The organism is Achromobacter sp. FW305-C-13 (assembly GCF_058783475.1).
In genome coordinates this window covers 1,311,029-1,331,829 of record NZ_JBYSYN010000001.1, presented here as the reverse complement: position 1 = coordinate 1,331,829, position 20,801 = coordinate 1,311,029, and the positions used below count along the sequence as shown (strand labels likewise).

The 20,801-nt window shown below is 65.0% G+C and carries 25 protein-coding genes; 13 read left to right on the top strand and 12 right to left on the bottom strand.

Annotated features, from left to right (window positions below; genetic code table 11):
* Nucleotides 1-45: 45 nt before the first annotated feature.
* Both AC3WMU_RS05990 and AC3WMU_RS05985 read left to right on the top strand, forming a co-directional pair.
* On the top strand, nt 46-450 hold the full coding sequence (locus AC3WMU_RS05990; protein ID WP_006222105.1) for a DUF2946 family protein: 405 nt from the start codon (nt 46-48) through the stop codon (nt 448-450).
* Between the two features lie 47 nt (nt 451-497).
* Nucleotides 498-2,633, top strand: a complete 2,136-nt coding sequence (locus tag AC3WMU_RS05985; RefSeq protein WP_006222106.1) for a TonB-dependent receptor — start codon at nt 498-500, stop codon at nt 2,631-2,633.
* A 12-nt stretch (nt 2,634-2,645) separates the two neighbouring features.
* Here the strand turns inward: AC3WMU_RS05985 and AC3WMU_RS05980 are convergent, their stop codons facing one another.
* The 3 genes from AC3WMU_RS05980 to AC3WMU_RS05970 form a co-directional block, all read right to left on the bottom strand.
* Nucleotides 2,646-3,749: a DUF748 domain-containing protein gene (locus AC3WMU_RS05980; protein ID WP_280026191.1), complete on the bottom strand. Its 1,104-nt coding sequence runs from the start codon at nt 3,747-3,749 to the stop codon at nt 2,646-2,648.
* 233 nt (nt 3,750-3,982) lie between these two features.
* Nucleotides 3,983-4,165, bottom strand: coding sequence for a hypothetical protein (locus tag AC3WMU_RS05975; protein WP_088587384.1), 183 nt, complete (start codon nt 4,163-4,165; stop codon nt 3,983-3,985).
* Nucleotides 4,166-4,340: 175 nt separating this feature from the next.
* Nucleotides 4,341-5,252 carry an EAL domain-containing protein gene (locus tag AC3WMU_RS05970; RefSeq protein ID WP_280026190.1) on the bottom strand — a complete coding sequence of 304 codons (912 nt, stop codon included), beginning with the start codon at nt 5,250-5,252 and terminating at the stop codon, nt 4,341-4,343.
* Nucleotides 5,253-5,634: 382 nt separating this feature from the next.
* Between AC3WMU_RS05970 and AC3WMU_RS05965 the strand changes: the two genes are divergently transcribed.
* Both AC3WMU_RS05965 and AC3WMU_RS05960 read left to right on the top strand, forming a co-directional pair.
* Nucleotides 5,635-7,731 (top strand): FUSC family protein, encoded by a 2,097-nt coding sequence (locus AC3WMU_RS05965; protein ID WP_492281977.1) that lies wholly within the window; start codon nt 5,635-5,637, stop codon nt 7,729-7,731.
* Between the two features lie 132 nt (nt 7,732-7,863).
* Nucleotides 7,864-8,700: a universal stress protein gene (locus AC3WMU_RS05960; RefSeq protein ID WP_492281976.1), complete on the top strand. Its 837-nt coding sequence runs from the start codon at nt 7,864-7,866 to the stop codon at nt 8,698-8,700.
* A gap of 8 nt (nt 8,701-8,708) precedes the next feature.
* Here the strand turns inward: AC3WMU_RS05960 and AC3WMU_RS05955 are convergent, their stop codons facing one another.
* The 3 genes from AC3WMU_RS05955 to AC3WMU_RS05945 all read right to left on the bottom strand — a co-directional run bounded on the left by AC3WMU_RS05955 (nt 8,709) and on the right by AC3WMU_RS05945 (nt 10,181).
* A complete protein-coding gene (locus AC3WMU_RS05955) occupies nt 8,709-9,665 on the bottom strand; it encodes a 2-hydroxyacid dehydrogenase (RefSeq protein ID WP_006222113.1) in 957 nt (318 codons plus the stop codon).
* Nucleotides 9,666-9,817: 152 nt separating this feature from the next.
* Nucleotides 9,818-9,970 carry a DUF3309 domain-containing protein gene (locus AC3WMU_RS05950; RefSeq protein WP_006222114.1) on the bottom strand — a complete coding sequence of 51 codons (153 nt, stop codon included), beginning with the start codon at nt 9,968-9,970 and terminating at the stop codon, nt 9,818-9,820.
* A gap of 49 nt (nt 9,971-10,019) precedes the next feature.
* Nucleotides 10,020-10,181, bottom strand: a complete 162-nt coding sequence (locus AC3WMU_RS05945) for a hypothetical protein (protein ID WP_167389996.1) — start codon at nt 10,179-10,181, stop codon at nt 10,020-10,022.
* Nucleotides 10,182-10,366: 185 nt separating this feature from the next.
* Between AC3WMU_RS05945 and AC3WMU_RS05940 the strand changes: the two genes are divergently transcribed.
* Nucleotides 10,367-11,434 carry a DNA topoisomerase IB gene (locus AC3WMU_RS05940; RefSeq protein WP_492281975.1) on the top strand — a complete coding sequence of 356 codons (1,068 nt, stop codon included), beginning with the start codon at nt 10,367-10,369 and terminating at the stop codon, nt 11,432-11,434.
* Here AC3WMU_RS05940 and AC3WMU_RS05935 read toward each other — a convergent pair.
* Nucleotides 11,420-11,683, bottom strand: coding sequence for a hypothetical protein (locus tag AC3WMU_RS05935; RefSeq protein WP_081533928.1), 264 nt, complete (start codon nt 11,681-11,683; stop codon nt 11,420-11,422). The two genes, AC3WMU_RS05940 and AC3WMU_RS05935, sit on opposite strands and share 15 nt — an antisense overlap.
* Before the next feature lie 147 nt (nt 11,684-11,830).
* On the opposite strand from AC3WMU_RS05935, the gene AC3WMU_RS05930 reads away from it, so the two are divergent.
* Entirely contained in the window at nt 11,831-12,163 is a 333-nt protein-coding gene (locus AC3WMU_RS05930) for a four-helix bundle copper-binding protein (protein ID WP_006222115.1), read from the top strand.
* Between the two features lie 76 nt (nt 12,164-12,239).
* Complete coding sequence (locus AC3WMU_RS05925) at nt 12,240-12,581, top strand: ElaB/YgaM/YqjD family protein (RefSeq protein ID WP_006222116.1); 342 nt, start codon at nt 12,240-12,242, stop codon at nt 12,579-12,581.
* A 26-nt stretch (nt 12,582-12,607) separates the two neighbouring features.
* Here the strand turns inward: AC3WMU_RS05925 and AC3WMU_RS05920 are convergent, their stop codons facing one another.
* Nucleotides 12,608-12,784 carry a CsbD family protein gene (locus tag AC3WMU_RS05920; protein ID WP_006222117.1) on the bottom strand — a complete coding sequence of 59 codons (177 nt, stop codon included), beginning with the start codon at nt 12,782-12,784 and terminating at the stop codon, nt 12,608-12,610.
* 179 nt (nt 12,785-12,963) lie between these two features.
* On the opposite strand from AC3WMU_RS05920, the gene AC3WMU_RS05915 reads away from it, so the two are divergent.
* Nucleotides 12,964-13,851 carry an SDR family oxidoreductase gene (locus tag AC3WMU_RS05915; protein WP_280026185.1) on the top strand — a complete coding sequence of 296 codons (888 nt, stop codon included), beginning with the start codon at nt 12,964-12,966 and terminating at the stop codon, nt 13,849-13,851.
* A gap of 4 nt (nt 13,852-13,855) precedes the next feature.
* Here AC3WMU_RS05915 and AC3WMU_RS05910 read toward each other — a convergent pair whose 3' ends face one another.
* Nucleotides 13,856-14,446 (bottom strand): hypothetical protein, encoded by a 591-nt coding sequence (locus tag AC3WMU_RS05910; protein ID WP_492281974.1) that lies wholly within the window; start codon nt 14,444-14,446, stop codon nt 13,856-13,858.
* Nucleotides 14,447-14,577: 131 nt separating this feature from the next.
* On the opposite strand from AC3WMU_RS05910, the gene AC3WMU_RS05905 reads away from it, so the two are divergent.
* The gene (locus AC3WMU_RS05905; protein ID WP_492281973.1) at nt 14,578-14,859 is read left to right on the top strand and encodes a hypothetical protein; all 282 of its coding nucleotides are present in this window, start codon (nt 14,578-14,580) and stop codon (nt 14,857-14,859) included.
* Entirely contained in the window at nt 14,849-15,250 is a 402-nt protein-coding gene (locus AC3WMU_RS05900; protein WP_492281972.1) for a DUF378 domain-containing protein, read from the top strand. Before AC3WMU_RS05905 ends, AC3WMU_RS05900 begins: the two co-directional genes overlap by 11 nt.
* Before the next feature lie 15 nt (nt 15,251-15,265).
* Here the strand turns inward: AC3WMU_RS05900 and AC3WMU_RS05895 are convergent, their stop codons facing one another.
* Complete coding sequence (locus AC3WMU_RS05895) at nt 15,266-15,484, bottom strand: hypothetical protein (protein ID WP_006222122.1); 219 nt, start codon at nt 15,482-15,484, stop codon at nt 15,266-15,268.
* Between the two features lie 130 nt (nt 15,485-15,614).
* Here AC3WMU_RS05895 and AC3WMU_RS05890 point away from each other — a divergent pair, with 130 nt between their 5' ends.
* Nucleotides 15,615-15,983 (top strand): hypothetical protein, encoded by a 369-nt coding sequence (locus AC3WMU_RS05890; RefSeq protein ID WP_006222123.1) that lies wholly within the window; start codon nt 15,615-15,617, stop codon nt 15,981-15,983.
* Between the two features lie 65 nt (nt 15,984-16,048).
* On the opposite strand, the gene AC3WMU_RS05885 is transcribed toward AC3WMU_RS05890, so the two are convergent.
* The gene (locus AC3WMU_RS05885; protein ID WP_280026181.1) at nt 16,049-17,422 is read right to left on the bottom strand and encodes a sigma-54-dependent transcriptional regulator; all 1,374 of its coding nucleotides are present in this window, start codon (nt 17,420-17,422) and stop codon (nt 16,049-16,051) included.
* 265 nt (nt 17,423-17,687) lie between these two features.
* On the opposite strand from AC3WMU_RS05885, the gene AC3WMU_RS05880 reads away from it, so the two are divergent.
* Complete coding sequence (locus AC3WMU_RS05880) at nt 17,688-18,632, top strand: sigma-54 interaction domain-containing protein (RefSeq protein ID WP_006222125.1); 945 nt, start codon at nt 17,688-17,690, stop codon at nt 18,630-18,632.
* Nucleotides 18,633-18,776: 144 nt separating this feature from the next.
* Entirely contained in the window at nt 18,777-20,231 is a 1,455-nt protein-coding gene (locus AC3WMU_RS05875; protein ID WP_006222126.1) for an RNA polymerase factor sigma-54, read from the top strand.
* Between the two features lie 94 nt (nt 20,232-20,325).
* On the opposite strand, the gene AC3WMU_RS05870 is transcribed toward AC3WMU_RS05875, so the two are convergent.
* Nucleotides 20,326-20,682: a superantigen-like protein SSL4 gene (locus AC3WMU_RS05870; protein ID WP_006222127.1), complete on the bottom strand. Its 357-nt coding sequence runs from the start codon at nt 20,680-20,682 to the stop codon at nt 20,326-20,328.
* Nucleotides 20,683-20,801 lie beyond the last annotated feature (119 nt).

Below are 20,801 nucleotides of genomic sequence, written 5' to 3'. Positions count from 1 at the left end.
ACCTGGGGACGGCTGCGGCGAAACGCTCTAGAATGGGCGCCGACCATGCGTACCCCTCTGCCTACTTTCCACCGCGGCAACGCCGGCCTTTGGCTGGTGCTGATGCTGTTCGTGCTGAAGGCGATGGTGCCGCAGGGTTTCATGCCGGCCACGCACCAAACCGGCACGCTGATCCAGCTGTGCTCGGCCGCGGGCCCCATCTGGGTGGCCGGGCCGTCCAAACAGGACAACGCGCCTGACGAACGGCACGCGGCGCAAGCCGCCACCTGCCCCATGGGCATGGCGCTTGCCGCGGTGGCCCTGCCGTCGTCGCCCGTCGTGCTGCCGGCGAAGTTGGCCGTCATGGCCCATCCGCTGGCCGCGCGCGCCCCGCCCGGCCCGGTTCTCGCCTCCGTCACCGGCGCGCCGCTAGGCGCCCGCGCCCCACCCACTGCCTCGGTATCCCGCTGATCCTGCGCCGCCCCTGCGCGGCAATTTTTAGCTTACCGAGAGCACTCATGCCTTTTTCTTCCGCCAGGACGCATCGCGTCCTGAAGCGGCGCGTGGCCATTTGGACCGCGCTCGCCTTCACGCCCGCGCTGCACGCGCAAACCGCCCCGGTCGCCACGCTGCCGGCCATTTCCGTATCCGGCGACACGGTCGCGCCGACCTTGCTCGAACATGCCGCGACCGGCACCTTGCTGGGCCTGACCCCGTTCGAAACGCCTGCCAGCATCGACATCATCAGCAACGAACAGCTGCGAGCACGCGGCGCCACCACGGTTACCGACGCCATCACCCAGGCGGCAGGCATCAGCGCCATGCGTCATCCGGGCAACGGCGGCTCATCCCTGTCTTCCCGCGGATTCACTGATTCAAACTCCGTCGCGCAACTGTATGACGGTGTGCGCCAATACGGCGGCGTGGGACAGACCTTCATCTACGACCCCTGGGCGGTGGATCGCATCGAAGTGCTGCGCGGCCCCGCCTCGGTGCTGTACGGGGAAGGCGCCATTGGCGGCGTCGTCAACGTCATCCCCAAGAAGCCCACGCGCGGCCCCATCGAAAACGAACTGATGACGACGCTGGGCACGCACGACACCCAGCGCTTTGGTTTCGGCAGCGGCGGCGCGCTGGATGATAAGTGGTCGTACCGGCTGGACGTCAGCGGCAACCACACGAATTCCGGGATCAGCCTGGGCGATTCACGCGATGCTGCTGTCACCGCTGCCCTGCGGCTGGACGTGTCGCCGGAACTGAACTTCACGCTGACCCAATCCTACGCCTGGCAGGAACCCACCCGCTACTTCGGCACGCCGCTCGTCGACGGCAGGATGGACTATGGGCTGGCCAAGCAGAACTACAACGTGGCCGACAGCAAGATCATCTACCGCGACAGCCGCACGGAATTGAAGGCCGAGTGGTCGCCCAACGCCGCCACCACCGTGCGCAGCCGGCTGTACTACATCGGCAGCAACCGCGACTATCGCGATGCCGAAAACTACGCGTGGACGCCGGCCGGCCAGATCCTGCGCAGCGGCTATACCGAAATTGGCCATGACCAGGAGCAGACCGGCATGGTCACCGACGCCTCGTTCGACGGCCATCTGTTCGGACTGGCGAACAAAGTGGCGGTGGGGGTCGAGCTGAACCGCGCCTCGCTCAAGCACACCAACAATTCGCCCTATTCCGGCACGTCGCTGGTGGATCCGTACGACGTCGATCACGGACGCTTCATCAATGTGGCCGGCACGACGCCGCGCTATCGCAATACGGCCAGCCAGTACGCGCTGTTCGCCGAAGACCGGCTGATGTTGACATCTCGCTGGTCGGTGCTGGGGGGCTTGCGCTACGACCATATCGACCTGAAACGGCGTGATCTGGTCGCTGATGAGACGGCCTTCCGCAGCACCTACACCAACGTCGGATGGCGCGTGGGCACGGTCTACGACGTGCTGCCCACCTTGTCGGTCTATGGCCAGTACGCGCAGGCCGCCGACCCGATCGGCAGCCTGCTGTTGCTGTCGCCCGCCAATAAGGACTACGAGCTGTCGCAGGGCAAGCAGATCGAGATCGGCGTGAAACAGACGTTCTGGGACAACAAGGGCCAATGGACGCTGGCCGCATATCACATCACCAAGAACAACCTGGTCACGCGCGACCCCAACGACCCCGCGCTGCGCATCCAGGTGGGCGAGCAATCGTCGCGCGGCCTGGAGGCCACGCTGGGCGTGGAACTGTCTCCCGCATGGCGAGTGGACCTGAACGCCGTGGCGCTGCGCGCGCGCTACGACGACTTCAATGAATCGGTCGGCGGCGTGGCAGTGTCGCGTAACGGCAATGTGCCGACCGACGTGCCGGAACGCGTGGCCAACGCGTGGGTCAGCTGGAAGTTCGCCCCGCAATGGACGGCCAGCGCCGGCGTGCGCTACGTGGGCAAGCGCTATGCAGACGCCGCCAACCGGCTGGAAATGGCGGGCTACACCACGACCAACCTTGCGCTGCAATGGGAACCGCGGCGCGACCTGAGCCTGGCGCTTCGCGCCTTCAACGTGTTCGACCGACAGTACGCCGAAACCGCCTACTACAACCAGACGCAGTGGCTGGTAGGCGAAGGCCGGCGCGTGGAGCTCAGCGCCAACTACCGGTTCTGATGCAGGGGCGCACTAAGGGCTGAGCAAGTCCGACAAGGCGTTGCCCAACTCCTTGACGGCGCCGGTCACGCCTTCGGCCGCGCCTTCCGCCCCCACGCCGACGGCGCGGCCAAAGCCTTGCGCCACCTGTGCGGCAAAGCCCCGTCGGACCGAGAACTTGGGATTGTCCAGGCTGCCCTGAAGTTTGAACTGGAAGCGCAAGGCGCCGGTCTTGTCTTTCATGGCGGCCAGCACCGCCTTGCGCGGCAACGAAAACAGGGTGCCGTCGCCGCTGAACTTCAGGTCGCGCAGCGCGACGGTGCCCGAGGCCTGCAATTCGCGCTTGGCGATGGTGGTGTTCATATCCAGGTCCATCGCGCCGCCGGTCAGCGATCCCGCATCTTTTTCCGAGAGGTAAGGCGCGGCATGCCGGATGTCCATATTGCGCACGGCCACCTTCATGTCGGCGTCCGTTCCGCCCACTTGCAACCAGCCCTGCGCGCGCACGGTCGACTCCCCATTGCGGTTCTCTTCCAACGTGCCGCTGAACTCCATATCGCTGTGCGTGCCATCCCCCGGGACCGACAACGGGCTCAACCGAGCCTGCACGTTCTTGAATGGAATGCGATGCGGTGGCTTGGACACGGCGGCGTCCTCAAAATCCAGCCGGCCGTCACGCAGGGTCAACTCCGCGACGCGGATCGTGCGATCTGCCCGCGGTTTGCCATCGCCGCCGGCGCCTGCGTGCAGCGCCGCCTGCAAGGCGGGGGCAATGTGCATTTCGCCATCGGCGCTGCGCACGACCGCAAAATCGAAGCCTTCGACCACGACGGCGTCGAATACGGCCTCATGGCGCAAAAAGGCCGACCATTGCGGTTCCAGCACAACGCGTTTGGCGCTTGCACCCGCTTGGCCCGGGGCGCCGGACACCTTCACGTCGGTCAGCACGACCTGCCGCCAACCGACCTGCACGTTGCCCACCTGGCCCCGGGGCCCCAGCATGCTTGATATCCGTTGTTCGGCGATACGGGTGGCGGCAAACGCCAGCACCCCGGCCAATGCGGCAAGGACAAGCAGCACGGCAAGAGTGGTGCCAAGGGCCGATCTCCGGCGCGGCGCGGCGGCGTTCAAGCTCATTGCGGTTCCTGTTTCGTAATGCCGGGGTAGACGCAGACTGCGCGTTGCGCAGCGCCAGACTGCGGGCCTCACCCGGGATGGTCAGCGATCCGGCGCCATTATTCAATGGACGAAATGGATGATGCAGCTTATGTCCCCTTCGCGCAAACGGCCCCGTCCACGCCATTGAAAGCGCGGACGGGGCCGTTGGAATTCGCGCTGCCGGCTTGCGGACTCAATGCGCGATCAGGGGGTCAGCGCTGCGGCTTGCCGGGCTGCCCGGGTTGCTGGCCGCCCTGCTGGCCCTGGCCTCGATCGGCATTCTGGCCAGATTGGCCAGGCTGCTGGCCGGGCGACTGATTGCGGTCCTTGGGGTTTTCCTGGGCCTGTTGCTTTTGCGGCTGCTTTTGCTGGTCGGGCTGATTCTGATTGGACATTACAAGTCTCCTGATAGGCGGAAAAGGCTCCGCTACATCAGTAGTAGCAACTGGCGTGCCCAACGGTCGTAGCGACAAGATTCGGGGGAAAGCAGATCGTAGTCCCCATTTTTTTGACCGGTAAGTCCTGGCCCTGCTGGAAGAAATTGCGCAAGCGGCAACGCGCCTGCGAGCGCTACTGCGTGATGACGCGGGCCGGGAAAGCCGGTTCGGTCTCTTTGGCGCCGCCATCGAAGGCCTCGATCCAGGACGATGCGTAATTGGCAGGCGCGGCCAGGGGTTCGCCCCCGTCACGCTGGGTGCGCAGCCGTACCATCAAGGCGTCCAAGGGCATCGGACGCCCAAGGGCGAAACCTTGCCCATAGCGGCAGCCGGCCGCCCGCAAGGCGGGGATGTCGGCCACGTTTTCCACCCCTTCGGCCACGACGCGCCAGCCCAATCGCGTGGCCAGTTCCGCGGCAGTGCGCAACACTTCAAACGCCACAGCACTGCGCCGCATGCGCGTCACGAAATACTGGTCGATCTTCACTTCGGACAAGGGAATGGCCGATAGCAACTTCAGCGAGGCATGGCCCGTGCCGAAATCGTCCAGGCTGACCTCGCACCCCGCGTCCTCCAGTTTCATCAACGACGCGCGCAAGACATCCAGCTCGCGGATGGGCTGGTCTTCGGTCAGCTCCACCCGGACCAGCGAAGCCGGCAGCTCGGCGGCGTAGATGAGATCCAGCAGGAAATCCACGGCGCTTTCGTCGGATAGCGTCGACGCGGGCGCGTTGATGGCGACCGGCACCGCAATGCCCGCGCGCCGCATCGTCAGCAATATATCGATCACGCGCAGGCAGACTCGCTCGAACAGCAGCTTGTCCAACCCCATGCGGTTGATCGCAGGAATGAATTCGGCAGGCATGACGACACCCAGGCGAGGATGCTGCCATCGCGCCAGTGCTTCGGCGGATACGATCCTGCCTGTCATCAGGTCCACCTGCGGCTGCAACAGCACCCGCAGGCCATCCTTTCCTGCCACCATGGCCGCGATTTCTTCGTCGCTGACCACCGAGCTTGTGGAAGCCTCGTGATTGGGCGTCATGTCTACGCTCCTCGCGTGCCACTGGGTAAGGCCTGCGCTGTCCGGGCGCAGAAAGAGGCACATTGGGACATGAGTATTCACTATCGGCTTACCGCGATGCGCCGGCCGTAATTTCCGGCGCATTGAACTGCCAAATGTTTTTTTATGCGATTTCGAGCAATTGTTCCAGGCAAATTTGCGTTCAAGAGGCAGTAAAGTCGCACAAATGAAACCATTTGTGTGGACCCATCCGGATTCATGCACCTGACATCCCGTGGACGACGATGGCGAGGCCGATAAAACCGCCTTGTCGACATGGTAGGGTTTGCGTCTTTCGGCCTTCGGGTCCTACTGCAGCTTGATGAATAGCGAGACGAATTTGCTTACCCGCTGGCGTGCTTCCTTGCGCAATGTCTTGTGGCTGGATGCGCTGCAAGCCGCCGCCATCAGCGCGGCACCCGTGATCCTGGCCGTGCTCGTGCACGAACCCCGCCTGGGCTGGACCGCGATCGCTGCATTCTGGGCCTGCTTCGGCGATCCTGGCGGCCCCTTGCGACAACGTGCCGGCTCCATGCTGGCGCTGGGCGTAATCGGCGGCCTCTTCTGTTTCCTTGCCAGCGCTAGCGCCAGCCATCTGTGGCTGCTGCTGCCGCTGACGTTTATCTGCTGCACGTTCGGCGGCTTGCTGCGCGTGCTGGGGCCGGCGGCGGCCATCGTCGGCACCTTGCTGTCTGCCGGCTTCGTCGTCGCCGCCGAATTGCCGGCGCCCACGCTGACCGAAAGCCTGTCGTACACCCTTTTCTTCCTGGCGGGTGCCGTCTGGGCCATTCTGATGACCGCGCTGGTATGGCGCCGCCGGCCCTGGAAGGACGCCACGCACGCGGTCGCGCATTGCTACCGCGGGCTGGCGGACTTTGCCGATGCGCTGGCACGCATGTATTCGGGCCTGACCCCGGCAGCCGGCCCCCAAGCCTGGACTGCCGTCACCAAGCCGCAGCGCAGCGCCCAGCGCGCCGCCTTGGAAGCCGCCCGCATCCGTATCCGCGAAGTGCAGGACTCGCGCCCTTCGCGCCGCGCGCGCGCCAATCAGCTGACCTACTTGCTGGACAGCGCCGAAGACAGTTTCATTGCGCTGGTCGCCTGCGCCGACCTGCTGGAATCCCACGCGCCGCAATGGCTTGGCCGCAGCGCCGGCGCGCACCTGTCGCACGCGCTGCACCGCTACGCCAGCGTGTGCAACGCGATTGCCAGCACCTCGGACGTCAGCGACCCCAAACAGGCGCAATGCCTGCGCGAGCGTCTGGCCCACTATGGCGCCGGCCTGCATGACCTGCGCGGCGGCGCCATGGCCTATGCGCCCGATCTGGCCACGATGGTGCCCGTGCTGGACCGCCTGCTGCACACCGCACAAGCCGTCACGCAAGCGCTGTTCGACCAGGGCGGTGCGCCTGCCGCGCCCGCCCAACAAGGCCGGGGCACGTCTCGCGCACGGCAGGCGTGGCGCACACTGCGCCAGAACCTGGGGGTGGAATCCGATGCCTTCCGCCACGCCTTGCGCGTGGGCGTCGGCGCCACCATCGCCGTGGCCTTGTCCAAGACATTCGCCGTCAACCATGGTTATTGGATGTCGCTGACGCTGGTCTTCATCCTGCAGCCCTATTTCGCCACCACGTGGCAACGTACCCTCGAACGCGTCACCGGCAGCGTCGCCGGCGCCATCGGCGCATCGCTGCTGGGCCTGCTGTTGAGTACGCCGCTGTCGGTGGCGCTCGCCGTGCTGCCCATTGCGCTGGGCACCTTCGCCGCGCGCACCATTCATTACGCGCTGTTCACCTTTTTCCTGACGTCGCAGTTCGTGCTGGTCAGCCATATCCAGCAACCGGAAATCTATGAGCCCACGCTGGCAGCTTTGCGGGCCTTCAACAGCTTGCTGGGCGGCATCCTGGCGCTGCTGGTGGGCTTTCTGGTGTGGCCGGAAAAAGAGCCGCGGCAATTGGCCGGCGCCCTAACACGGGCACTGGACCGGCACGCCGCGTATGCACTGGCGCTGACACGGCAAAAAAGCGGCGAGGCCTCGCTGCCGGGCGAAAGCAGCATCGTCGCCTTGCGCCGCCAAGCCTGCCTGTCGGCCGATAATGCCGAGGCCTCACTGCAGCGCCTGCAACAGAATCCCGTGCACCGCGAGCGCAACGTCGACACCGCGGTGAACCTGCTGAACGCCATGCGGCGTATCACGGCAGCCGGCACGGTGCTGGAGATCCAGCCCGCCCTGCCTGCCGAAACGCCTGCGGCGGCTGCCCTGCGCGACTACGGCCTGGTGCTGGCCCACGCGCTGCATCCGCAGGATCACGGGGCGGACCTGCCTCCCCGCCAATGGGCCGTGCCGGCCGCCGTCGTCGCCGCCGACCCGGCCTTGGCCGAGCCGCTGGACCGCATCGCCCAGCAGGCACGCCAAGTACGCCAATTGCGCGACCGCATTGAAAAAGATCCACCCCAATAGGCCGCCGCAACCGGTCCACGGGCCGTCTTTGCGCCGAATCCGGGTATCTGAACGCCGCTTGATGCGCATCAAGGGCCGGCCCCTCGGAAAGCGTAACCATGTCGCTATGGGACGCTTACTGAGGAGACCCGCATGTATCGCCGCATTGCCGTACACCTGGACCACGGATTCGACTGCGAACGCCGCACCCGGCTGGCGCTGTCGCTAGCCAAACGCCACAAGGCCGAACTGGTCGGCATCTACGCCAGCGCGGCGCCGCCCCAGTATTACTACGGCGAATCCGTGTTGATGTCCCGTACGCTGAATGTCATGAAGGAACTGCAGGCGCAGAACCGCGCCGCGGTGCAGAACGCATTCCTGGAATCGGCCGCCGCCGCCGATGTTCCGGCGGTCGTGCGCGCCGGAGACACCGCGCCCAGCGTCTGCGTGGCGCTGCATGCCCGCACCAGTGATCTCGTCATCGTCAGCCAGTTCAACCGCGACGATGTCGAAGCCGCGCATGAATCCGAATTCGTCGAGCAGATGTTGCTGACGGCCGGTCGCCCTGTACTGGTGCTGCCCTCCAGCGGCGATTTCCCCACCGTGGGCGACCGCGTGCTCTTCTGCTGGGACGGTAGCCGCGAAGCCGCGCGCGCCCTGGGCGACGCGACGCCGGCGCTGCGCCTGTCGTCGCACCTGATCGCGCTGACCATGGACGAAGGCGGATCCTCGCAGAAAGACGAAGCCACGCCGTTTGAAGACCTGGCCACGTATTGCGTCGCCCATGGCATGCCCGCCCCGGACCACGTGTGCCGCGACATCAAGGGCGTTGGCGTGGGCAGCACCATCCTGAATGCCGCCGCCGACCATAGCGCGGACATGATCGTGATGGGCGCCTATGGCCACAGCAAGCTGCGCCAATGGGCGATGGGCGGCGCCACCGCGTCCATCCTGAAAAGCATGACCGTCCCGATCATGTTCTCGCACTAGGTACGCGGCTAGGCCGCTTCGGCTTGCGCCTCCACCACCGGCGTCAACACGGGCTTGCCGCTGAAATGCGCCGTGGCGTTCCGTAGGAACAGCGCCACGGTCGCCGCCACCGCCTCGGGTGAACGGCCTGCGCTATGCGGCGTCAGCACCACATTGCCCAGTTGCTTCAAGGCATCCGGCACTAGCGGTTCACCATCCACCACATCCAGCCCGGCGCCTGCGATGCGCTTTTCAGCCAGCGCGGCGATAAGCGCAGCGGTATCCACCACGCTGCCGCGCGCAATGTTCACCAGATAGCCGTCGGGGCCCAATGCGTCGAGTACCTCGGCGTTCACCAGATGGCGGGTGCCCGCTCCCCCAGGAGTGGCCACCACCAGGAAGTCGGAAGCCGCGGCCAGGGCGCGCGGTGTGTCGAAATAGGTATACCCGGTTTCGGGCCGCGCGCGACGATTGTAGTAACCGACGCTCATGCCGAATCCGTTGGCGCCACGCTTGGCGATTTCAAGCCCGATGGTACCCAGGCCAAGAATGCCCAGGCGCTTGCCCGACACTTGCGGGCCCATGAAGCCGCTCCAGTGCCCTTGCCGCACCCAGGCGTCCGCTTGAGGCAGATGGCGCGCGACGCCCAACAATAGCGCCATCGCGTGGTCGGCCACGGACACCGCGTTGGCGCCCGGGCCGTTGGTGACGATGATGCCGCGCGACGCAGCGGCGGCCAGATCAATGTTCTCGAAGCCCACTCCCAGCGAACAGACCAGTTCAAGTTTCGGCAAGGCCGCCATTTCATCGGCCCGCAACCCGGTCGCGCCGCGCGTCAGCACGATGCGGATGTCCTGGGCATGGTCCTGGATGGCTTGCGCGCGGGCTTGCGCCGTCGGCGCATAGATGGCTTGAAAGCCGTGGCCTTCAATCGCGGGCAGGAAACCCTGCACGCTGTCGATCAAAATCAATAAGGGAATGGTCATGGAAGCGTTGCCGGATAGGCGGATGGCTGCGAAAAGGCGGGGAAATCTTACGCCTTGCCACGTACCCGCGCTACCAGCCGTCCAAGGGACGGCCATTCCCGGAAAAACCGAGGGCCGGCCGGCGCCGCGGGGCGCTCAGCCGGCCCTCGGCGTTATATCCGTCCCATCAGCAACATCACGATCAGCACGATCACGACAATGCCCAGCAAGCCGCTGGGGTAATAGCCCCAGCCCTTACTGTGCGGCCACGCGGGCACGGCACCGATAAGCAGCAGGATCAGAATGATCAGCAGAATGGTCGACATGATGACTCCTCGTCGTTATTGATTCGAATTGTTCAGCGGCATGCGGGCATCAGCGTTTGGGAGGGTCGATTTCCCTGATCGGCGGCGAAAGCGGCGGCAGATCGACTTCCGGTTCGTCCGTATCGGGTTCTACCGGCAGATCCCCAGGCGGCGATCCAGGCGGGATCGGATCGGGCTTGGGCGGCACGTGTAGCTGTAAGGTGGGTTGCATGGCACTCTCCTGTAGGGATCCTTGCCGGGACGGGAGGTTGGCCCCGGCCCGCAACGATCGGTTCGCTGATGTTGTTGCTGCCGATTGCCTCAGCAAGCGCCGTGCCTGACCCTGCTGATTCCCGCGTAACGTCGCCGTCGGGCACGTTGCTTGCTGCAGGCGCGCCGACGCCGTTGGAGATCAGCATGGACGCCCGCATATCGCCCCCCGAGCCCGTAGCGCTGGTCTACGTTGACGACACGCAACCGGGCTATCGCCGGGTGCGCGTGAACGGCAGCAAATTCCATTACGTGGACGCGCAGGGAAAACGCATCAAAGATGACACGGAGATCGCCCGCATCCACGCGCTGGTGATTCCTCCCGCCTATGAAGACGTCTGGATCTGTCCCCTGCCCCATGGGCACCTCCAGGCCACCGGCCGCGACGCGCGGGGCCGCAAGCAATACCGGTACCACCCGGGCTGGGCGGCATTGCGCGATGCGGACAAGTATCAGAACCTGCTGGCTTTCGGGCAGGCCCTGCCGCGCATTCGGCGCCAAGTGGACCGCCACATGCGCGCAGCCGGGTTGGCGCAAGAAAAGGTAATCGCGACGCTGGTGAAATTACTGGAGACCACGCTGATCCGGATCGGCGCGCGCGAGTATGCCCGGGCCAACAAGTCGTACGGCCTGACGACGCTCAAGCGTCGGCATACGACCGTTGCGGGCAGCAGCTTCCGGTTCCGCTTCCAGGGCAAGAGCGGCGTGCCGCACGATGTAACGGTGAAGGATCGGCGCGTGGCCCGCATCATCCGCCGCTGCCTGGAAATCCCGGGCCAGCAGCTCTTCCAATACCTGGATGAAGACGGCGGCAAGCATCCCGTGGATTCCGGGGCAGTCAATGCCTATCTGCGCGCCGCCGGTTCGGGCGACTTCACGGCCAAGCATTACCGCACTTGGGCGGGTTCCGTGCTGGCATATGCTGCGTTGCAGGCTCGCCCCTTCGAAAACGAAGCGCAGGCCAAACAGACCGTGGTAGAGGTTATCAAGCAGGTGTCGCAGCGCTTGGCCAACACGCCCGCCGTATGCCGCGCCTGCTATGTGCACCCCGCCCTGCTCGAGGCCTATCTGGCGGGCACGCTGCCGCCGAAGTCGCGGGCGCCGGAGGCCCCGCGCGGCCTGGACGCTGACGAACGGCGTCTGCTGGCATTCCTACGCGGCCTGCCAGGCGGCGTAGACGGCACCGGCCCGGCCGGCGAATCAAAAAAGGGATGAGCGGGCGTTCTTCGCGCGCGGCTGCGGCGCGGCGCCGTCTGCCCAGTTCGATTCGGTTTGATTGTCGACCACCGCGCGTTTGTCGCGCGCCGCCTCATCCGGGGTGGAGGCGTCTGGTTTGACTGGTTGTTTCGGCACATCGACGGGGCCGCTCGGCGGCAGTATCTTAGCGTTGTCTTGCGCGCCGGCCTGCGCGGACCGGTCCGCACGAACAGAGGCGGCGGGCGTCGACGGGGAGCGGTTTTTCATTGGTATCTCCTGCCTGGTTTCGATTTTCCATCCTACGGCCAGCGGCCTCGATAAAACACTCGCAGTACCTTCAAATTGCAAGCGGATGTGCCCGTGCCGGCCGGGCATACCTTTGCCGACAGCCATGGGAACTCACAAGGAGATGCAATGCGAGACCCAAACTTCGAGCAATGTGTGCAAGCCTGCTATGAATGCGCGGTGGCTTGCGACCAGTGCGCCGCGACCAGCCTGGAAATCAATGCCACGCGCATGAAGCGCTGCATCAGTCTGGCCACGGACTGCGCCAGCGTGTGCCGCCTGTGTGCCGCGATGCTGGCGCGCAATGGGGAGTTTTCTACCGCGTTATGTACTTTGTGCGCCTTGGTTTGCGATGCCTGCGCGCGGGCATGCACGCCGCATCAGGACATGGAGCATTGCCAGATCTGCGCCGGGGCTTGCCTGGCCTGCACCCTGGCCTGCCAAGACATGCTCGAGGCCTAGCGCCCCGACACGCCACGCGGCCGCACGGGCCGGTTCGCGCTGGTGGAATTCCCGCCCGATTGCCAGGAGCTTTCTGATGGCCTCTACGAATACCCCTCTGCCTTCCGACTTTCCCGAGAACGGCCCGGACAATCGTGGGTCGCGCAGGCGCGCGCGTCATCCGGAAAGTTGGATCGATGAAATCGAGGCGACGTTACGCGACGCCGACCCGACGGATCTGGACGCGCTGAAGGCCCGGCTGTCGGACCAGTTGAACGCCACGCGGCGCAGCCTGCGTGACGCCTCGGAGAATGCGGGTGACCTGATGCGGGAAACGATCGACTGCACCGAGGAATACATTCATGCCCGGCCGTGGCAAGCGGTCGGGCTGGTGGCCGGCGCAGCGTTTCTGTTCGGCGTCATCGTCGGACGCCAATAGCTGCGCCAGCCGGACCACGCCGGGCGTCAGCCCGGCTTTTGCGCCTTTTCTTTGGCATCGCCGTAAGCGGCCTGCGTCTTGCCAGCCACCTTCTGCGCCGTCCCCTTCAGTTCGGTGGACGTGCTGCCGGTCGCCTTGCCGGCAACTTCCTTCGCCTTGCCGACGGCTTCGTTGACTTTGCCCTTCACCTGGTCCTTGTTCATGGCTCTCTCACTTTTCATCGCGTGGTTGGAATAACGGCGCCTGGGACGACGCCCACGGCAGGCCTCGCAAGCCGCGTGCCCAAAGCCACGCGCCGTTGATAAATGGCATCGGCCAGGAACAGCAATTGCGACCTTGATCCGTAACGCGCGCGTCGCGCGCCAGCTTCAAGGAGCCTCGCATGAGCAAAACCCGCAGCGCCGGTACCGGCGACCGTCCCCACCCCACACCGCCCATGCCGGACCAGCATCTTGCGAAGCCCGGCAGCGAAGCCGACATGGCGCTCAAGCCGCAATATCAGGCCCCCGGCTATTCGGGCAGCGCCAAACTGCAGGACATGGCCACCCTTGTCACCGGCGGGGATTCGGGTATCGGCCGCGCGGTCAGTGTGCTGTTCGCGCGTGAAGGCGCGGACGTCGCGGTCATTTATCTGAATGAACACGAAGATGCCGAGGACACCCGGCGTGCGGTCGAGGCCGAAGGCCGGCGCTGCCTGCTGATTCCGGGCGACGTGCAGGATGCGGCCTTCTGCAAGGACGCCGTGGCACAAGTGGTGAGCGCCTTCGGCAAACTGGATGTCCTGGTGAACAACGCGGCTTACCAGCAGCATACCGATACGCTGACAGAGATCGACGACGACAAATGGGACAAGACGCTGCGCACCAACATCACCGCTTATTTCTACATGGCCCGGGCGGCGCTACCCCATCTGAAGGCGGGCGCATCCATCATCAATACGGGCTCGGTGACCGGACTTCGCGGTAGCGCCAAGCTGCTGGACTATTCGTCCACGAAAGGCGCCATCCATGCCTTCACCCGTTCGCTGGCGGCGAACCTGGCCGACCAGGGGATCCGCGTGAACGCCGTGGCGCCCGGCCCGGTCTGGACGCCCCTGAACCCGGCGGACCAAAGCCCTAAGGCCATCAAGGAATTCGGCAAGCACACCGACCTGGGCCGGCCGGCGCAACCCGAAGAGATTTCTCCCGCCTATGTGTTCCTGGCATCTCCCGTGTGCGCCAGCTACATCACCGGCATCGTGCTGCCCATTACGGGCAGCGCCGGCGACTGACCCGTCAGGTGACGGAGCTGGGGGCCTCGACGTGCTGGGGCGGCGTCAAAGGATCGAAATCCTCCCACTTGCCGTTCAACCAGCGCCCCTGTGCACGTTCGATATCGCGGCCACCGGATTCGCGCAATACCTGCCGCGCAAGCGCCTCTTTGCCCACCGGCACATGCAGCGCCAGCATCACGCCCGCCGGGCGAATCGCAGGATGCATTGCTTGCGGGTGGAGGGTGGACTTACCCTTGCGCTTGTCCCGTCCGACGATCCATAGCGCGCCCGCCAACGCCCCCAGGTAGGCGCCTACGCCCGCTGCAGCGATGACGATGAAGATCGATGCCGCCATCTGTGCCGCGATCAGGCCGCCCAGCAGCGCAAACAGCAATCCCAGCGCCGCTGCGCCCGCCACGGCACCGAGGTGGCCGCCTTTGGCGTCCGGATCTGCGACCCGGTCGCCGCCCAACGGATACCGACCGTGCTCACCCGCGGAATTGATATAGAACGTATGCACGTCGTCCTCGGTGAAACCTTCGGCAAAAAGCTTCTGCGCGGCCACGGTGGCTTGGTCGAAAGTCTGGAAACGTGCGGCGACAATCAAGGACATGACGTTCTCCCGGTTGCATGTGTCATCGGTCGCAGCAACTCGCATGCCCGTCACGCGAAGGCACGGCGCTTGCTGTCAGGCGTGCGCACACCTGCCCGGGTGCTGCGCTTCACCCCTACCCGGAGACCGCCATGCCCCGTACCCCCGCTCCCGATTTTCCAGATGGCTTGCCGAACCCGAACGACAATGGCCACCCCGATCTGGGCCCCAGCGATTCGTCCGATTCGGCCAGTGACCTGCCGCCCGGCCTGGCGCATTCCGACAGCGATTCGCAGGCAACCGGTGAACGCGAAAGCGTTGAGCCGGATGTGCGCGACGACGATGGCAGCGATATCGCGCCGGACCGCGTCACCGACGCTGACGAGGCCGGCATTTCCCGTTCGGCGCCTAATCCGGTGCGCAATGGCGGCTGATTCCCTGTCCGCTGAGTCCGCACCGTCGCCGTCGCCCCTCGCATTCAACGCCGGCACGGCCGGCACGGCCGGCACGGCCGGCACGGCCGGCACGACTCGTGAGGAAACCGTGGACATTCCTGGGGACAGTGAAGTTTTTTCCAACCCTGAAGCAGAAACTGCCGCAAGCGGTGATCCTCGCGGGCGTGAACTGTCGCGACTGGATTGGCTGGCGCTGATGGCGGTCGTCGCGGGCGGGTTGAACTGCGGCCTGATCGCCGCCGTGAACCTCGACGTGTTTGCGAAAATCCTGCCGTACACGGTGGCGACCCGCGCTGTGCAGGGCCTGATCGGCCTGGCCGCCCTGCATTGCGTGGTGCTGCTCTTCCGCCTGGCGGAAGCCCCGGATTGATCGGGGCCTGCCGCCCTACTTTCCGCCCGGGCGCTTGCCGGGATACTCCCCTCCCTCTTCGAATTGCGGCCCCTTGGTGTTGGGCGTCTTGTCTGCCGGCCGCTTGGCCGGCGGATTTTCGGCGACCTCGGGCTCGTCCGCACCGAACTGGCCGCTGCGATGGGCGGCGTCCGTCTTGTCGTTCGGTGTGTTCGCCTCGGGCTTGGCCGGCTTCTGTGCAGTGGGCTGTGTCATCTTGCTCTCCATGTTGCCAATGATGCACGGGCGGACGGCGCAAGCGGCGTGCCCGGGGGCCCGGGAACGCCGCTTGCTTAGTGGTGTGCAGGCCCGCCTCACACCGGGCCCTTACCCAAAGGAGTCAGTCATGAATCTGTCCAAAACCGTTTGCCCCGCTATCGCCCTGTGCCTGTCCGCCCTGGCGTTCCAGGCCTCCGCGCAAACCACGCCGGTACGCAGCAGCGACCAGATCGACAATCAGTACAAGATGGATAAAAAGCAATGCGACGGTATGAAGGGCAACCAGAAGGACGTCTGCCAGCAGCAGGCAGAAGCTAACCGCGACAAAGCGAAGGCCGATGCCAAGGCCGGCAAGGAAAAGGCCGAAGCCAATCATGACGCCGCGAAAACGCGCAACGATGCCGATTACAAAGTAGGCAAAGAAAAGTGCGATGCGATGTCCGGCAACGCCAAGGACGCCTGCATGGCTGACCTGAAGACGCGCTACGGCAAGTAAGACCGGCCGGCGCGATGGCCGCCCCGCTCTGGCGGGGCGGCAGCAGAGCGCGGCAAAATCTAGCTTTAGCTGCGCGCCTCGTCCGAGCCGCCCTCTCCTGGCAAGACGTAGCCGGCAGCCGCATATTCTTCCAGCCGGTTGTAAAGCGTTTTCGGACTGATGCCCAGCATTGCGGCAGTCTGCTTCTTCACGCCATTGCAGCGTGCAAGCGTTGCCAAAATCAGGCGACGGTCGGCTTCCGCCAACGTTTCGCCCACCGGCACGCTGACCTGCCCAACCGCGGCATCCCCGCTTGGCGAGACGTGAGGTGCCAACATATCCGCATTCAGGACGTCGCCCTCCGCCATGATGAACGCTCGCCGTACAAAGTTCTTCAGTTCGCGCACATTGCCGGGCCAATCGTATTGCGCCAGCGCTTGAGCAGCTTCCGGAGCGAACGCCTTGTTCTTTCCGGTTTCCTGGTTCTGGGCCTGGAGAAATCGTTGTGCCAAAAACAAAATGTCGTCGCCACGCTCACGCAGCGGAGGCAACTCAATGGGAAAGACACTCAGCCGGTAGTACAAGTCCTCACGCAACTTGCCGTCCTGCACAGCCTGTTCGGGATTTCGGTTCGTGGCCGCGATGATCCGGATGTCGCAAGCAATCTCTCGGTTTGTCCCAACCCGCATGAACTGCCCGGTTTCCAGCACCCGCAATAACTTGACCTGCAGGTCCAGCGGCATCTCCGTGACTTCGTCAAGGAACAGGGTGCCGCCGTCGGCGCGCTCGAAATAGCCCTTGTGCTGGCGGTCGGCCCCCGTAAAGCTGCCGCGCTCGTGTCCGAACATTTCGCTTTCGATCAGGTTCGGGGAAATCGCGCCGCAGTTAACGGCAATGAACGGACGCTGGCGGCGCGAACTCAGTTCGTGGATCGCATGAGCCGCCAACTCTTTGCCGGTGCCGCTTTCGCCGATCAGCAAGGTGGTAACGTTGGTGGGCGCGACGCGCCCGATCTGGCGATACAGCGCGGTCATGCAGTCCGACGCGCCATACAGCTTGCCGAAGCGTCCGGCTTCCTCGAACGGCATTCCAGGCAGGTCGCCGCCGGCATTGGCGACGACGCGTGTCAGGATGGCGTTCAACCGTTCCATGCAGATTGGCTTGACCAAAAAGTCGGTAGCTCCCAGGCGCAAGGCCTGGACGGCATAGTCCACCGTGCCATGCCCCGTCATCACAACGACTTCTGCGCTGGCCGCGGCAACACTCTTGAAAATGTCCATGCCATTGCCGCCCGGCAGCCGCACGTCGGTCAGCACCAGATCTGGCGCCTGCCGCTCCAGCTGTATGAACGCGTCCTTGACGCTGGCCGCCACGGCAACCGAGAAACCGCTGTCGCGGCCCAGCTCGGCCAAGGTCTCTCGAATCGCGTCGTCATCGTCCACGACCAGCAAGTGAGGCATCTACTTCTCCATAGGGCGATAGGCGACGCGATGTCCGCGCCGCGCATTCTTGTTTCAATGAGAATAGTCACTCTGGCGGCGACAGGCGTAAATATTCGATACTGTCCACTAAAGTTTTCGAATACTTGCAACTGGTCGCATTCCTGCGCCCACCCCGCCACTACGATTATCAAATCGCGATAGGCTCCGGGCGGGCCGAGGTATAAGCATGGCAAATCGCATCACCACTGGTCGCGAGGACGCGGTCGTGTCCCCGGCCTCTCCAATGGACGTAACCGGCCTGTCCCCGGTCATGCAAAAACTGGGCACCCAGTTGCAACTGGCGGCGTCCACCGATGCCAGCGTCTTCATCGTGGGAGAGAGCGGCGCTGGCAAAGAGATTGTTGCGCGCGCGATCCATGACGCCAGCGAACGGCGCAGCCAGCCTTTTGTCGCCGTGAACTGCGGCGCCATCAGTGGCACGCTTGCCCACGCTGAACTGTTCGGGCACGAGAAGGGAAGTTTTACCGGGGCGTTGGCCCAGAATGCGGGCTACTTTGAATATGCCAGCGGCGGCACCCTGTTTCTGGACGAGGTCACCGAGATGCCTCCCGACATGCAAGTGCATTTCCTGCGCGTGCTGGAGGCCGGGACGTATCAGCGCGTGGGCGGGTCCGACCTGCTCCGGGCCAATGTGCGCATTATCTGCGCCAGTAACCGCGACCCAGCGGCATCGGTCGCTGAAGGCCGGCTGCGACAGGACTTCCTCCATCGCTTACTGGTCATTCCCCTGCGCGTGCCGCCGCTGCGCGAACGCGGCGACGACGCGGTGATTCTGGCGCACCGGTTCTTGGAAACTCTGAATGCGCAGCACCGCACGCAGAAGACGTTTTCCAAGCAGATGCTCGATGCGATCCAGCAGCACGACTGGCCCGGCAACGTCCGCGAACTGCGCAACGTCGTGCAGCGCGCTTTCATCCTGTCTGATACCCAACTGGACACCGATCTGCTGGCGCGCGCCCCTGCCCGTCAGCGAACGGAGGTTCGCGATGGCGCCCTCAGTTTTCCCGTCGGCATGCCCCTGGGCCGGGCCCAGCGTGAATTCATCCTGGCAACCCTCGCGCATCATGACGGCGATAAGCGCCTGGCCGCTGACACGTTGGGCGTCAGCCTGAAGACCCTCTACAACCGGCTGGACGTCTACGACAAGGAAGGCTTGGCAGACCGCTGAGCAGTTCTTACCGCCGGCTTGTAATAGCGTCTCCGCCCGCAGCCGCCATCCCCCCGATGCTCACCCGCAAACCCACCTGGCATGGAGTTTGCTTGAGTATCAGGGATGCGCCGCCTTCCGGCGGCTCCCGGCAAGGAGACTCGATTGGGCCACCCTACGCAAGAATTGCGCCTGCGACAGCAGATGACGCTGGCGCCCCGGCTTCAGCAGTCCGTCAAGCTGCTGCAAATGTCGGCGCTTGAATTCACGACCGCGGTGGAGCATGCGCTGGCCACCAATCCCTTTCTTGAAGATGGCGACGAGCAGGATAGCGAGACCGCCGACAACGGGCCGGACACCCGGCCCGTCGGCCACGGCGAGCACGCTGATGCGCCGGCGGAGCACACGACCACCCCAAGCGCTGAAAACGAAGAAGCGCCCCCCGACGCCCCGGCCTATTCCGGCGACTACCCCATGCCGTCGTCCGGCACCGGCGAAGGCAAGGACCTGGGCCAATGGGCCAGCGCATCCCTATCGATGCGGGAGCGCCTGTCGCAGGATCTCGGCAACTATCACCTGGAGCCCCGTGATCGGTTGTTGGCGGAATTCATCATCGATGCCCTGGATGACGACGGCTATCTGCGCGTTCCCCTGGGCAGCCTTTGCAGTGCGGACCGGCCCGAATTCAGTCCGCCGCCCGATGAGGGGGAATGGACCGCCGCGCTGCGCCTGGTGCAGCAACTGGATGCGCCCGGGCTGGGCGCACGAGACCTCACGGAATGCCTGACCCTGCAACTCCTGGCAGCGCGGGCTGTCGACGGGGCAACCCGCGATCTGGCGCTGCGGATCGTGCGCGAGCACCTGGACCGCTTGGGCAAGAACGACTGCGTCGGACTGCGCCGCCTGCTGGAATGTTCCGACGAGGCGCTGCGCGAGGCGTGCGCGCTGATCCGAAGCCTGGATCCCAAACCGGGCGCCCGCTACAGCGCCGAAGCGCCGGTGTACGTCGTGCCGGATGTATTCGTGGATAAATGGCATGCCCGCTGGCGCGTGCTGCCCAACCGCAATGCGATGCCGCAAGCGCGCCTGCACCGCACCTATGCCGACCTGTTCCGCCGCGCCCGCCTGGACGACCGCAGCCCGATGGCTCAAGAGTTGCAGGAGGCGCGCTGGCTGGTGCGCAATGTGGAACAGCGCTACACCACCATCCAGCGTGTCGCGGAGGCCATCGTCAAGCGGCAGCAGACGTTTTTCGAATATGGCGAGGTGGCGTTGCGCCCGCTGATGCTCCGGGAAGTGGCCGACGATCTCGACATGCACGAGTCCACGGTATCGCGAGCAACCGTCGGCAAGTACATGGTGACGCCTCGCGGCGTATTTGAGTTCCGCCACTTCTTTTCCCGAGAACTGGCCACCGAATCGGGCGGCTCGTGCTCGGCCGCCGCGGTACGGGCGCTGATCAAGGAAATGGTAGACGCCGAAGACCCCACCATGCCCTTGTCCGATGTGGCCCTGACCCAGCAACTGGCGGCCAGCGGCATCCTGCTGGCACGCCGCACCGTCTCCAAATATCGCGGGCAACTGCGGGTGCCGCCGGCGGAGCTGCGCCGCCAGCACTAGCAGTTACTGAGCGGACCCGCACGCAAAGAAGGCTTCCCTGCGGAAGCCTTCTTTTTATGGCTGCCCCTTACGGGCAGCCAAGCTTTGGGCGCTCTTACTTCGAACCGCCCGTGTTCGGGTACCCCGGAGGGGGTGCGGCGCCAGCGGCTGGCGTGCGCGGCACGTTGTCGTTGGCTTCGCGCGGACGCTTGGGCGTTTCATCGGAGTGCTTCTTGCCCGAAGACATGGTGCCGCTATGTTGCATCGCGGGCGCGGTGGTCCCCGTAGAGGGCGTCGCATTGGGCGCGGGCGCCATCTGCCCCGCCGGCAAGGGGCGGTTCGGCTGGGCGCCGGTGGCGTCGTTCGGCGTGGAAGACGGCGTAGTCGGGCTGGCCGACTGGGCCAGCGCGGCGCCGGCGGACGTCAGGCCCGTCAGCAGTACAAAAGCGCAAGTCATGGCACGGGTTTTCATAGTCAGACTCCTTGGTTGGAATGCGTGGACTTATTCGCAAGCCCCGTTCCCGTCCTTGGATGGCCCTCCCGCTGCCCACCTGCCTGTGAAACACCCCGTCCGGCGCGTCCGGACGGGTA

Bases quoted from the DNA above. Each gene is read 5' to 3' on its own strand.
- AC3WMU_RS05985 (WP_006222106.1), top strand. From the start codon at position 498: ATGCCTTTTTCTTCCGCCAGGACGCATCGCGTCCTGAAGCGGCGCGTG.
- AC3WMU_RS05910 (WP_492281974.1), bottom strand. From the start codon at position 14,446: ATGTCCTTGATTGTCGCCGCACGTTTCCAGACTTTCGACCAAGCCACC.
- AC3WMU_RS05950 (WP_006222114.1), bottom strand. From the start codon at position 9,970: ATGTCGACCATTCTGCTGATCATTCTGATCCTGCTGCTTATCGGTGCC.
- AC3WMU_RS05975 (WP_088587384.1), bottom strand. From the start codon at position 4,165: ATGTCCAATCAGAATCAGCCCGACCAGCAAAAGCAGCCGCAAAAGCAA.
- AC3WMU_RS05880 (WP_006222125.1), top strand. From the start codon at position 17,688: ATGGACGTAACCGGCCTGTCCCCGGTCATGCAAAAACTGGGCACCCAG.
- AC3WMU_RS05935 (WP_081533928.1), bottom strand. From the start codon at position 11,683: ATGAAAAACCGCTCCCCGTCGACGCCCGCCGCCTCTGTTCGTGCGGAC.
- AC3WMU_RS05960 (WP_492281976.1), top strand. From the start codon at position 7,864: ATGTATCGCCGCATTGCCGTACACCTGGACCACGGATTCGACTGCGAA.
- AC3WMU_RS05940 (WP_492281975.1), top strand. From the start codon at position 10,367: ATGGACGCCCGCATATCGCCCCCCGAGCCCGTAGCGCTGGTCTACGTT.
- AC3WMU_RS05930 (WP_006222115.1), top strand. From the start codon at position 11,831: ATGCGAGACCCAAACTTCGAGCAATGTGTGCAAGCCTGCTATGAATGC.
- AC3WMU_RS05895 (WP_006222122.1), bottom strand. From the start codon at position 15,484: ATGACACAGCCCACTGCACAGAAGCCGGCCAAGCCCGAGGCGAACACA.
- AC3WMU_RS05980 (WP_280026191.1), bottom strand. From the start codon at position 3,749: ATGAGCTTGAACGCCGCCGCGCCGCGCCGGAGATCGGCCCTTGGCACC.
- AC3WMU_RS05885 (WP_280026181.1), bottom strand. From the start codon at position 17,422: ATGCCTCACTTGCTGGTCGTGGACGATGACGACGCGATTCGAGAGACC.
- AC3WMU_RS05890 (WP_006222123.1), top strand. From the start codon at position 15,615: ATGAATCTGTCCAAAACCGTTTGCCCCGCTATCGCCCTGTGCCTGTCC.
- AC3WMU_RS05970 (WP_280026190.1), bottom strand. From the start codon at position 5,252: ATGACGCCCAATCACGAGGCTTCCACAAGCTCGGTGGTCAGCGACGAA.
- AC3WMU_RS05915 (WP_280026185.1), top strand. From the start codon at position 12,964: ATGAGCAAAACCCGCAGCGCCGGTACCGGCGACCGTCCCCACCCCACA.
- AC3WMU_RS05955 (WP_006222113.1), bottom strand. From the start codon at position 9,665: ATGACCATTCCCTTATTGATTTTGATCGACAGCGTGCAGGGTTTCCTG.
- AC3WMU_RS05900 (WP_492281972.1), top strand. From the start codon at position 14,849: ATGGCGGCTGATTCCCTGTCCGCTGAGTCCGCACCGTCGCCGTCGCCC.
- AC3WMU_RS05945 (WP_167389996.1), bottom strand. From the start codon at position 10,181: ATGCAACCCACCTTACAGCTACACGTGCCGCCCAAGCCCGATCCGATC.
- AC3WMU_RS05870 (WP_006222127.1), bottom strand. From the start codon at position 20,682: ATGAAAACCCGTGCCATGACTTGCGCTTTTGTACTGCTGACGGGCCTG.
- AC3WMU_RS05905 (WP_492281973.1), top strand. From the start codon at position 14,578: ATGCCCCGTACCCCCGCTCCCGATTTTCCAGATGGCTTGCCGAACCCG.
- AC3WMU_RS05990 (WP_006222105.1), top strand. From the start codon at position 46: ATGCGTACCCCTCTGCCTACTTTCCACCGCGGCAACGCCGGCCTTTGG.
- AC3WMU_RS05920 (WP_006222117.1), bottom strand. From the start codon at position 12,784: ATGAACAAGGACCAGGTGAAGGGCAAAGTCAACGAAGCCGTCGGCAAG.
- AC3WMU_RS05925 (WP_006222116.1), top strand. From the start codon at position 12,240: ATGGCCTCTACGAATACCCCTCTGCCTTCCGACTTTCCCGAGAACGGC.